Source organism: Desulfobacula sp. (assembly GCF_021107415.1).
Genome location: NZ_JAIOSW010000092.1, coordinates 1 through 11677, shown reverse-complemented (window position 1 = coordinate 11677; position 11677 = coordinate 1). Strand labels below are relative to the sequence as shown.

At 47.7% G+C, this 11677-nt stretch carries 9 protein-coding genes; 8 read left to right on the top strand and 1 reads right to left on the bottom strand.

Annotation, left to right across the window (positions count from 1 at the left end):
* The first annotated feature begins 17 nt into the window (after nucleotides 1-17).
* From K8S13_RS04765 to K8S13_RS04730, 8 genes are all read left to right on the top strand, one after another.
* Nucleotides 18-1376 carry a DUF1329 domain-containing protein gene (locus K8S13_RS04765; protein WP_291460819.1) on the top strand — a complete coding sequence of 453 codons (1359 nt, stop codon included), beginning with the start codon at nucleotides 18-20 and terminating at the stop codon, nucleotides 1374-1376.
* Nucleotides 1377-1389: 13 nt separating this feature from the next.
* Nucleotides 1390-2502 (top strand): YCF48-related protein, encoded by a 1113-nt coding sequence (locus K8S13_RS04760; protein ID WP_291460818.1) that lies wholly within the window; start codon nucleotides 1390-1392, stop codon nucleotides 2500-2502.
* Between the two features lie 41 nt (nucleotides 2503-2543).
* On the top strand, nucleotides 2544-4865 hold the full coding sequence (locus K8S13_RS04755; protein ID WP_291460817.1) for an MMPL family transporter: 2322 nt from the start codon (nucleotides 2544-2546) through the stop codon (nucleotides 4863-4865).
* Between the two features lie 35 nt (nucleotides 4866-4900).
* The gene (locus K8S13_RS04750; RefSeq protein WP_291460816.1) at nucleotides 4901-6844 is read left to right on the top strand and encodes a DUF3604 domain-containing protein; all 1944 of its coding nucleotides are present in this window, start codon (nucleotides 4901-4903) and stop codon (nucleotides 6842-6844) included.
* A 98-nt stretch (nucleotides 6845-6942) separates the two neighbouring features.
* Entirely contained in the window at nucleotides 6943-7860 is a 918-nt protein-coding gene (locus tag K8S13_RS04745) for a MoxR family ATPase (RefSeq protein WP_291460815.1), read from the top strand.
* Nucleotides 7861-7862: 2 nt separating this feature from the next.
* Nucleotides 7863-8075, top strand: coding sequence for a hypothetical protein (locus tag K8S13_RS04740; protein WP_291460814.1), 213 nt, complete (start codon nucleotides 7863-7865; stop codon nucleotides 8073-8075).
* Nucleotides 8076-8128: 53 nt separating this feature from the next.
* On the top strand, nucleotides 8129-8980 hold the full coding sequence (locus K8S13_RS04735; protein WP_291460813.1) for a VWA domain-containing protein: 852 nt from the start codon (nucleotides 8129-8131) through the stop codon (nucleotides 8978-8980).
* A 110-nt stretch (nucleotides 8981-9090) separates the two neighbouring features.
* Nucleotides 9091-11022 (top strand): aldehyde ferredoxin oxidoreductase family protein, encoded by a 1932-nt coding sequence (locus tag K8S13_RS04730; RefSeq protein WP_291460812.1) that lies wholly within the window; start codon nucleotides 9091-9093, stop codon nucleotides 11020-11022.
* 76 nt (nucleotides 11023-11098) lie between these two features.
* Here the strand turns inward: K8S13_RS04730 and K8S13_RS04725 are convergent.
* A partial coding sequence (locus K8S13_RS04725; RefSeq protein WP_291460811.1) for a 3-keto-5-aminohexanoate cleavage protein occupies nucleotides 11099-11677 on the bottom strand: 579 nt, incomplete at its 5' end.

Here is an 11677-nt window from a genome sequence, read left to right as displayed (position 1 = left end):
TATAAGAGGAGAACATCATGCGGAAAATAATATTATTTATAATGGTCGGTTTTTTTGTGACCGGCTTGGCTGTAACAAACACCTGGGCCAAACTCAACCCGGAGGAGGCTGCCCGTCTGGGCAAGGACCTTACCCCGCTCGGCGCTGAAAAAGCAGGCAATGCCGACGGCACTATCCCTGCCTGGGAAGGGGGCACTCCCCGGGCGCCTGCCGACTATAAACCCGGGATACACCATACCGATCCCTTTCCCGATGACAAGGTCCTATTCAGTATTGATTCCAAAAATATAGATCAATATACTGATAAGCTCACACAAGGCCACAAGGTATTGTTAAAGACCCTTCCCACGTATAAGCTCAATGTGTATCAAACCCGGAGGACCGCGTCGGTGCCCCAGCGAATATATGATGCCACGATTAAGAATGCGACCACAGCCGAACTGGTGGAGGGTGGCAACGGAGTGAAGGGTTCCGTTATCGGCATTCCCTTTCCCATCCCCAAAAAAGGCCTTGAGGCGGTTTGGAACCATTTGCTCAGGTACAGGGGCGACACCCTAGCGCGTACATTTGCAAAACTTCCGGTTACCCAGGGCGGCAGCTTTGAAAAAGGAAAGACTTCCAGCAAAGTATTGTTTGTGTACCATCGCCCCGGTGCCACAGAGGAAAAGCTCGGCAATCTTATCTATGTCCGATTATCACAGGTGCTGGCCCCTCCCAGAAATGTCGGCAGAGGGAGTGTTCTTCACGAGACCCTGAACCAGGATAAGGAAGCCCGCAAAGCCTGGTCCTATAGACCCGGACTGCGCCGTGTCCTTCGAGCCCCTGAAGTTGCATTTGATAATCCCGAACAAGCTACGGACGGCATCATTGTGACCGACATGATTGATATGTACAATGGCAGCCCCAAACGCTATGACTGGAAACTGCTGGGAAAAAAAGAAATCTATGTCCCTTACAACTCCTACAAGCTGCACAGCGGAGACCTTAAATACAAGGAAATGTTACAAAAACGCCATATCGACCCGAAACTGGCCCGTTACGAACTGCACAGGGTATGGGTGGTTGACGCGACCTTAAAGCAGGGAACCCGCCATATCTACAAACGACGGACATTCTATATTGACGAGGATTCATGGCAGATTCTGGCCATTGACTGCTATGACAACAGGGACGAACTCTGGAAATTTCAGGAAGCCCCTTCGATCAATTATTACAGCCTGCCTACCTTCATGGCTTCCATGGAGGTGACATATGATTTTCAATCCGGACGGTATAGCGTATCGCCCCACAATGAAGAACATGAATATATTTTTAATAAAAAAATGTCTTCCAGAATTTTCACACCCGCTAATTTAAGAAGAATCGGCACTCGGTAAGGAAAAAAGGATTATGGAAAACAAAAAACATGTCATGGCAGATCATCACCCGACAAAAACAGGAAGCTGTCTTTTTTTAGGCTGCATCCTCTGGATTGCATTGGTGTTCCAACCGGTCTTTGCCCAGGAAGAGTATTCGGTGATGGCGCCCCTGGCAGTGCACTCCCTTCTCCTTGACACCGCCACCACCGTCTCGTCGGTGGTGGCGGTGGGAGAAAGGGGCCATATTTTGATCTCCCGGGACGGGGCCCAAACCTGGGAACAGATGAAGGTTCCCAGCCGCAGTACCCTCACAGGCGTTTTTTTCGTGAACCATAATCTTGGGTTTGCCGTCAGCTATTTCCAGGAAATCTTCAGGACTCAGGATGGCGGAAAAACCTGGAAAATCATTTATAACAACCCCGAAGATGAACGCCCTTTTTTGGATATCTGGATCAAGGATGCCAAATCGGGCTTTGCCATCGGTGCCTACGGCCTTATGGTCAGAACAAGGGATGGGGGAAACACCTGGAAACCCGAGCCGCTTACTATCACCCGGACCCTGGGCCGGGAAAAGGGGATCTCGGATGAAGAATCTGTTTTATTTGCTGCCCTGGGGGGCCAGGATGAGGAGGATGAATTCGGGGATTTTGAGGACCCTGGAATCGGGAACGATATCAGTTTATACCAAATGGCCAAAAGTTCCACCGGAAAAATCTTTATCGCCGGGGAGATTGGGACCATTTACAGATCCGAAGACGGCGGGGAATCCTGGGATGCCCTGGACTCACCCTATCATGGAAGTTTTATGGGGGTCTTACCCCTTGGAGAGAACTCTCTTCTTTTTTATGGACTGCGCGGACACCTGTACCGGACCGATGACGATGGGGATACCTTTAAACGGCTGGACAGCGGTACCGAAGCCACCCTGATGGGGGGCATTCGTCTTGATGACGGAACGGTTATCATTACGGGCCTTGCCGGTGCGGTGATCCTGAGCCGGGACAGGGGAGAAAATTTTACAAACTATACCCACCCCAGCCGGAAACACATTGTGAGCGTCCTTGTCCCCAATGATGATACCCTTGTTTTGATAGGGCAATTCGGGATCAAAAAACTTTCCCTTAACACTTTTTTTGTCCAATAACAGGGCTATCTTTAGGAATTTTAAACAGGAGAATTTTTTACATGACCTCAACACTTGAAAAAGTCCTTTTTCAGCGCCGCCGCCTGATTATCATTTTCTTTACCCTTGCCACCCTGTTCATGGCTTATTCATCATCAAAACTTTATATTGATGCCGGTTTTTCAAAGCTCATCCCCATGAAACACGAATACATGAAGACCTACCTTGACCACAAGCAAAGCTTTGGCGGGGGGAATACGATCATCATCTCCCTTGTGGCTAAAAACGGTGATATATACACCCCGGAATTCTTTTCAGCTTTAAAGCAGGTCACTGATGAAGTCTTTTTTCTCCCCGGAGTGGAACGCAGCAAGGTTAAATCTTTGTTTACTCCCAATGTCCGATATGTGGAGGTGACTGAAGACGGGATCAATGCGGGCACTTTGGTTCCCCCGGATTTTAAGCCCACAAAAGAGGGTCTTGAGCAGGTCAGGCAGAATGTGCTCAAGTCCAGAATCATCGGACGACTGGTGGCCAACGATTTTTCCGGGGCCATTATCAGTGCAGGCCTTCTGAATATTGATCCCAGGACCGGTAAAAAACTGAATATCATGAAGGTCTCCAAAGACCTGGAAGAAAAGGTCCGGGATAAATTTCAATCCGACACCATTGATGTTCATATCATTGGATTTGCCAAAGTCATGGGCGATATGGCCAGTGGTGCTAAACGGGTGGTGCTTTTTTTTGGTATCGCCTTTCTGGTCACAGCGGTGATGCTCTATGTTTACAGCATGTCTGTCCTGCGCACTGCAGCGGTTCTAAGCTCGGCCACAATGGCGGTGATCTGGCAATTGGGACTTTTACCCATATTGGGCTTTGGCATTGATCCCATGGGAATCCTGGTTCCATTTCTAGTCTTTGCCATTGCCGTAAGCCATGCCGTCCAGATGCTCTCTGCCACAGGTGCGGAAGTCCATAAAGGCGCCAGTCCCCGGGAAGCTGCTCAAACCAGTTTTGGACGAATTTTTGTACCCTGTATCACCGCCCTGATCACCGATACCATTGGATTTTTAACCATCTGGCTCATTCCGGTGCGCATCATCCAGGAAATGGCTCTCACCGCTAGCGTCGGAGTGGCGGTGATCATCGTAGTCAATGGACTTTTTTTGCCGGTGCTCCTGTCCCTGGTTCCCGACAGTGATGCCTATCGGCTGAAACTGCAGCAACGTATCCAGTGCCTGAAGCCAATATGGCGATTTCTGGCCGGCTGCACCCGGAAAAAAGCCTCGGCCATCATTTTAGCCATAACCGTTGGCCTGGCCGTTTTCGGCTGCTGGAAAGGGGCCGGGGTTAAAATCGGTGACCTCCACCAGGGGATTCCCGAATTCCGGCCTGACTCCCGGTATAATATGGATACCGCCCGTATTACCCAACTATTTTCCATTGGGGTGGATTCCATCTCCATCATAGCCGAAACCATCTCCTATGGCTGCTTAGACTATGAAGCCATGAATGAAATTGATCAATTTGCCTGGCACATGCAGAATGTAAAAGGAGTGGTTTCGGTGATCACCCTTCCCTATATTGCAAAAACAATGAACGTTCTCTGGCACGAGGGAAATCCCAAATGGCATGCTCTGCCCAAAGCCCGAAAAAATATAATAACTGCCACCTCCAATATCCGTCTGGGGTCCGGCCTGGTGAACAAGGATTGCTCTGTCATGCCGGTAAGATTATTTACCAGTGACCATAAGGCCGAGACCATTAACCGGATTACCGCTACTGTAAAACAATACATTGTTGACAATCCTTCCAGCAAGGTAAAATTCAGGCTCGCCACAGGGAACGTGGGGATCATGGCCGCCACCAATGAAGAAGTAGAAGCAAGGCAGTTCCCCATTCTCTTTTGTGTTTTCAGTTCTGTGGCGCTTTTTTGCCTCATCGCCTTTCGCTCCCTTAGAGCCGTCCTCATTATTCTATTCCCCCTAGGAGTGGTATCCGTTCTGGCCTATGCCCTGATGAATATTCTGGACATCGGGCTGAAAGTGAACACACTGCCGGTGGTGGCTCTGGGTGTTGGGGTCGGTGTGGACTACAGTATCTATATCTATGGCCGACTCAAGAGTTTTTTTGCAGAAGGAAAATCTCTGTCAGAAGCTTATGAGATGACCTTATCCATATCCGGCAGTGCCGTGATTCTCACCGGGGTGACCCTGGCAATAGCCGTGGGCACCTGGATCTTTTCGCCCCTCCAGTTCCAGGCAGATATGGGTATTTTGCTGACGTTTTTATTTCTGATGAACATGGTGGGTGCTGTTATTGTCCTGCCGGCATTGAGTTTCTGGTTGCTTAAAAAACAAAAACCACACATTATTCAGGAATAAAAAAACAGCTTATAAACAAGATAGAGGTTTTAGTTGTGAAAAAAATACTTGCCTGGACAATCGGACTTGTACTGGTGATCGGTATGGGAATCGGAGGGTATCTGTATTATCGTATGAACTCAAAGATTATCCATTTGACACCGGAATACATCCGGGAGATAAATCAGGCCGTGGCTGCCCAGAATGAAGACTCTATTAAAAAACCACGGCAAAGGAAGCGAATTGTTCAGCCGTTCAATCCATTAAAGAACGTTTATTTCGGTGATACCCATGTTCATACCACACTTTCTTTTGACGCTTATCTTGCAGGCAACCGCCTGGGGCTTGAAGAGACTTACCGCTTTGCTCAGGGTGAACCGCTTAAGTTGGTTACAGGTGAAATCGTTCAAATCAGCCAGCCCCTCGACTTTGTTGCGATTACGGATCATGCCGAAAGTTTCGGTCTGTTTGAAGGGTGTGCCGATCCCACGATTAATAAAGAACAGCAGGAATTCTGCCAAAAGTTTGAAACACCTTCAATTCCTTTCTATTTAAGGCTTTTAAAATCTGCTACCACCCGCCCGCCGAAACGGCCGGCAGAATTCTGCGGCGATGACGGATCATTTTGTTTCGAACACGGGAAAACGACCTGGAACACGATTCGGCAGATGGCCGAGAAATATAATCAACCCGGGGAATTTACAGCATTTATCGGTTATGAATATTCGCCTACTCTGCCCGAAAGAGGTATGCTGCACCGCAATGTCATCTACCGTAACAATACAGTGCCGGATGTAGCATTTTCTGCGTTTGACGCCCCTACTGTTATCGATTTGTGGAACGCTCTGGAAGCAAATTGTACCAAAAATTGCGAGTTTTTAACGATTCCGCATAATATGAATTTTAGTTGGGGGCTGGCCTATTCCGGAACAACCATTGACGGCGAGGTCTATACAAAAGAGGATTGGGCGTTGCGTGCCCGTACAGAACCTTTGGCCGAAATTTTCCAGGCCAAAGGGAATTCGGAATGCGGTGTCGGGGCTGTGGACGAAGAGTGCGGTTTCGAACAATTTATTCCGGTGTGCGATGGAGATCAAACCGCTGGTTGTGTCGGTCTGGACTCCTTTGCCAGGGAAGGCCTTAAAAAAGGGATGCAGCTGGAACAGGAATTGGGATTCAATCCCCTGCGTTTCGGTTTTATCGGGAGTACCGACAGCCATAACAGCAATCCAGGTGATACAGAGGAGTATGACTTCCGAGGATTTAACGGCGTCTATAACTCGCCTGCAAAAAAAAGATTGTCCCCCAAAAAGCACGGCCCTAGAAAACAAACGGCCAAGAACCCTGGTGGCCTGGCTGCAGTATGGGCGGAGGAAAACACAAGAGATGCCCTTTTTGAAGGCATGAAAAAACGCGAAACCTATGCAACAAGCGGTACCCGTATCCACCTGAGATTTTTCGGCGGTTGGGATCTGAGTAAAAACACGCTGAACAGTATGAATCCCATCGCTGATGCATACAAAACAGGCGTGCCCATGGGTGGTGTTCTGAAACCAAGAAAAGGGATTGCCAATCCCAGGTTTATCATTTGGGCTGCAAAGGATCCAGACGCTGCAAACCTGCAGCGCATACAAATGATCAAAGGCTGGATCGAAAACGGCGAGCGTAGAGAAGAGGTGTTTGATATTGCCTGTTCCGACGGTTTAACACCGGATCCCTCAACCGAAAGGTGCCCTGACAACGGTGCCCGGGTTGATATTAAAACCTGTGATATCACACAGGATAATGGGATGGCTGAAATGAAACTTGTGTGGGAGGACACAAAATTTAATCCAGAGCACTCAACCTTTTATTACGTCCGGGTGCTGGAAAACCCCACCTGCCGCTGGTCGACCTATGATGCCATTCGCCTGGGACAGCCTCCGCGCAAGGACATTCCTGCAACAATCAGAGAAAGGGCCTGGTCATCACCGATCTGGTATGCTCCGGAACAGTGGTAAAATAAACTGTTCGAATATGTCTTTGGTGGATTATAGTTTGCCATTTACCATTGTATTCTTTAAAAAGAATAAACTGGTGTTAGAGGGATAAAAAATAGATGATTTTTCAAAGTATTGATGAAACCAAACAAAAACTTGAATCTAATGGTTACATTTGCTCCAAAACAATTGCTACGGTAGCATTCCTTGCCGGAAAAGTTCAAAAACCGATTCTGGTTGAGGGACCGGCAGGCGTAGGAAAAACCGACCTGGCCAAAGCAGTTGCCAGGGGATTGGGCAGGGATCTGATCCGCCTCCAATGCTATGAAGGATTAGATGAGACCAAGGCGTTATACGAATGGGAGTATGCAAAGCAGTTATTGTATACCCAAATGCTCAAAAACAAGATCGATGATGTTATTTCAGGAACAAAAAAACTCAGTGAGGCTGTGGACAGGATAGCTGATCAGGAAGACGCTTTCTTTTCCAAGCGGTTTCTCCAGCCTCGCCCCTTACTAAAGGCAATTCTATCTAAAAATCCGGTTGTTTTGTTGATTGATGAGGTTGACAAATCAGATCCGGAGTTTGAGGCCTTTCTGCTGGAAATACTCAGCGATTTTCAGGTCACAATTCCGGAAATCGGAACCCAGCAGGCTGTTAACATTCCTTACGTTATCCTGACGTCTAACAATTATCGGGATATGAGTGATGCCTTGAAAAGAAGGTGTATCCATTTATATATTGACTACCCGGACACCCAACTGGAGCTGGAGATTGTCCGATTAAAATTTCCAAAAATACAGACACGCCTGGCCCGTCAGGTTATCACCACTATCCATGCCATCCGAAAACTGGAGCTTAAGAAGAAGCCGTGCACCTCTGAAACATTGGACTGGGTTCATTCTTTGATTTCATTGCAGGTCAGCGAGCTGTCGCCGGAAATCGTGGTTGATACACTGAATCTGATCTGCAAGTATCGTTCGGATGCTGATTTGGTAAAGCAGAATATTGACACTATTTCACAGCAGGCTGGATGATCATGCTCGATGTAATATTGAAATTTGCAGCGTACTCCAGAAAGGCCGGCCTTAGAATTTCAACCGCTGAAGTACTGGATTGCAGCCAACAGATAGAATATATCGATGTGGGTGATGAATCGCAGTTCAAAGATCTTCTCCGGGCAAATTTTGCTAAAAGTAAAAGAGAACAAACAAAATTTGATCATATCTACCCCCTTTTTTCCATAAATTAAGAAACAATACTTGTCTTCCCCGTATTAATGCATCATCAACAGATATGGAAAAAATGTCTAGCCCTCATTTGATGACCCGGCAACAAGATGCCGGGGTAATGCTGCAAGGGGATACCGAAGATATGATGGATGTGTTTGCAACAGGTTGGTTCCATGACCAACATAGGGAAGATTTGGGTGAAAAGTCTTTTTTCTCTTTTACTCAAAAAGAGATGGAAGAGATGCAGGAAGTCATTGAACTGCTGGTTAGAAAACTTAAAGATACTATAAAAAGGCGCCATGCCAAAACCAAGCGGGGTATTCCAGACATAAAAAAAATACTGAGAACAGCTTCCAGGTACCAGGGGATTCCCATGCAACTGGTTTTCCGGGGTAAACCCAAGCAAAGAGGGGAAATCGTAACACTTTGTGATGTCTCCGGTTCTGTCTGGACAGCAGCAAAATTCATGCTCAGTATGCTCTACTCGCTTCAGGATTGTTTTCTTGCGGTGCGAAGTTTTATTTTTGTCTCAGAACTTGCTGAAGTGACCCGGACTTTTGAAAGATATGAGGTGAAAAAGGCCATAGATAAAGCGCTGGTCGAGGCAAAAATAGACTACAAAGGTACGACGAATTATGGAAAGGCTTTCAGATATTTCAAGACTCAATATCTCGACATCCTGAATAAAAAAACAACATTGATAATTATTGGTGACAGCAGAACGAATTATACCAATTCGGAAGCGGAGATTCTCAAAGAGATGCAGGATAAATGCCAAAGAGTTATCTGGCTTAATCCGGAACCGAGAGTATTATGGAATACGGGCGATAGTCGAATGAGGGCTTATGAAACGTATTGCAGACAGGTACAGCACTGTGAAAATCTAAACCAATTGCTTGCTTTTATTAAGCACCTGGTTTTGTAGCTTTCACTAACATTAGGTTGCATTACCGGATTAGCAGCCGGAATCAGAAAAAAATGAGTGATTACACATTTTAACATTTATTATAAACAATAAAAAGATGGGGGTACATCATGATTAAGGGTTACATGGACAAAATTTTAAGAGTTGATCTCAGCGCCGGGGAATTGAAAGATATCCCATACCCGGAAGAATGGAAAAAAAATTATATCGGAGGCTCTGGTGTGGCTGCAAGGATCATCTACGATGAAGTGCCGCCGGGAATCGATGCCTTTGATGCAAAAAACGTATTCTGTCTCTTTACCGGACCCTGGACCGGCACCCTGGCACCCACCTCCGGGCGATACGAGGTGGCGTCCAAGTCCCCCCTCACTGGCGGGTGGGGAGAGGCCAGTTGTTCCGGATACTTTGCTCCCCAGCTTAAAGCAGCCGGTTATGACGGAATTATTGTGACCGGCAAATCGGAAAAACCGGTCTATCTTGCCATCATAGAAGGCAAAGCAGAGTTAAAACCGGCCGATGCGGTATGGGGAAAATCAACCACTGAAACAGAGCAGATAATACAGGAAGCCCATAATGAGCCCAAGATGAAGGTGGCCTCCATTGGCCAGGCCGGAGAAAAACTGGCACGTTACGCCTGCGTCATCAGCGACGGAGGGCGCGCCGCAGGACGGTGTGGAATCGGGGCTGTAATGGGTTCCAAACGGCTCAAGGCCATTGCTGTTCGAGGCACCCAAAAAGTGGCCGTGGCCGCCTCTGATTTCAAAGAGATCGCCAAGGATGTAAAGGACAGATGGAAGCAGGACTTTGCCTTCCAGGCCCACGGCGACATGGGAACCAACGGATCTCTTCAGATGGCCATGAACGTGGGAGATGTACCCATAAAAAATTTCCAGAAAAGCGCTTGGCCTGAAGCGATTAAGCTGTCCGGAGCCACACCGGACGGGGACTATGATAAGCTGGTCACCAAAAGATATGCCTGTTATAATTGTGCCCTTGCCTGCGGCAGAATGATGAAACTTGACAAGGAGATCGCCGGGGTAAAACCATTTGAAGGCCATGCCCCGGAGTACGAAACTGTTGGTCTTTTGGGTGCCAGTATCCTGAATTCCGATATTGAAACCGTTGCTGCGGCAAACCATGTCTGCAACGAGGCCGGCCTGGATACCATCAATACAGGCTCCATGGTTTCCTTTGCCTATGAGGCCTTTGAGAAGGGAATCATCACAAAAAAAGATGTGGGGTTTGATCTTAAATGGGGAGACGGTGAGGCCATGGTCCGCCTGGTACAGATGATCGTAAACCGGGAAAAAATCGGTGATCTTTTGGCCGAAGGACCGGTGATTGCCACCAAAAAACTGGGTAAAGACTCCCAAGCTTTTGCCATGCATGTCAAGGGAATGGGACTTCCGTCCCATGATCCCAGGACATATTTTTCCGCCGGACTGGAATATGCCGTTTCCAACCGGGGTGCCTGTCATCTCCAGGGGTTCACTGAAACCTGGGAGAGTTACGAGCATTTTTATATCCCCATGATGGGTGACGAAGCCATAGCAAAGCTGAAAGAAAGTGGAAATTTCTGGAGGACGCGCTTTGATGGACAACATGTTTCCGAAGGCAAGGCCAAAAATGTCTATCTGGCAATGGCCGGCAGCAACACTGTGGATGCCATAACGCTCTGCAAGTTCATGGCCATGTGCGATACCATGCTTACGGGCAATGAAATCTCCAACCTTCTGAACGCCATTACCGGCAGTGATTATAATTACGACTCCCTGACCGAAGTAGGTGAGCGGCTGGTACAGCTCAAAAGAGCCTTCAACATCCGCTGTGGTCTTACCCGGTCCGATGACAAACTTCCCGAAAGGGTGCAGGCCCCGGTTGAAGACGAGGCCGGTGTGCACGGAACGCTTGATATGGATACCATGCTGAAAGAGTTCTATGAAACTGCTCAGTGGGACTGGGAAACCGGTAAACCGCTCCGGGAAAAACTCTTGTCCCTGGGATTGGATAAAGAGGCCGAAGACCTTTGGGGTACTGCCTGATTGGCTGTCCAACTGAGGAAATAAATAAAGTCGGCCCGTATATTGCGGAGCCGGCTTTATTCTTTTTTTAAAACACTTAAACCAAACCCAGAATTTGTTTTGCTTCTTCAGGTGTGGCAATCGGACGGTCCAATATTTTTGCTGCTTCACACACCCATTTTGCCTGCTCCCAGCTGCCTTTAGCCAATGCACCACCCGGAACCCTGACATTGTCCTCCAATCCGATTCGAACATGACCACCGGTCATCATACTCATTAAAACCGCCGGTACCTGACTGTCTCCTATACCACAGACCCCAAAGGTTGCATCTTCCGGCAGCAGGCCGATCATTGTCAAATGCATCTGGGGGCTAAAGCAGACACCGCAATAGGCGCCATAAACAAATTGGAAATGGAGGGGGTCTTCAAATGTTAATTTTCGCTTATGCAACAGGAGTATATTCTGTATGCCCGCAGGGTCATAAACTTCCAGTGCCGGTTTAACCCTGTTTTCTTTCATCATTTTAGCAAAATCGGCAATCATATTGAGAGGATTTTCAAAAACATATTCAAAAAGGACTTCCCCGGTTCTATGATCCGTCAAGCCATCATTCCTTGAGGCTGTATTGAGGCTGGCAATTTCGGGCTTCAGCTCAAGGACCGGGGCAATGCGCTG

Bases quoted from the DNA above. Each gene is read 5' to 3' on its own strand.
- K8S13_RS04765 (WP_291460819.1), top strand. From the start codon at position 18: ATGCGGAAAATAATATTATTTATAATGGTCGGTTTTTTTGTGACCGGC.
- K8S13_RS04760 (WP_291460818.1), top strand. From the start codon at position 1,390: ATGGAAAACAAAAAACATGTCATGGCAGATCATCACCCGACAAAAACA.
- K8S13_RS04755 (WP_291460817.1), top strand. From the start codon at position 2,544: ATGACCTCAACACTTGAAAAAGTCCTTTTTCAGCGCCGCCGCCTGATT.
- K8S13_RS04745 (WP_291460815.1), top strand. From the start codon at position 6,943: ATGATTTTTCAAAGTATTGATGAAACCAAACAAAAACTTGAATCTAAT.
- K8S13_RS04740 (WP_291460814.1), top strand. From the start codon at position 7,863: ATGCTCGATGTAATATTGAAATTTGCAGCGTACTCCAGAAAGGCCGGC.
- K8S13_RS04735 (WP_291460813.1), top strand. From the start codon at position 8,129: ATGTCTAGCCCTCATTTGATGACCCGGCAACAAGATGCCGGGGTAATG.
- K8S13_RS04730 (WP_291460812.1), top strand. From the start codon at position 9,091: ATGATTAAGGGTTACATGGACAAAATTTTAAGAGTTGATCTCAGCGCC.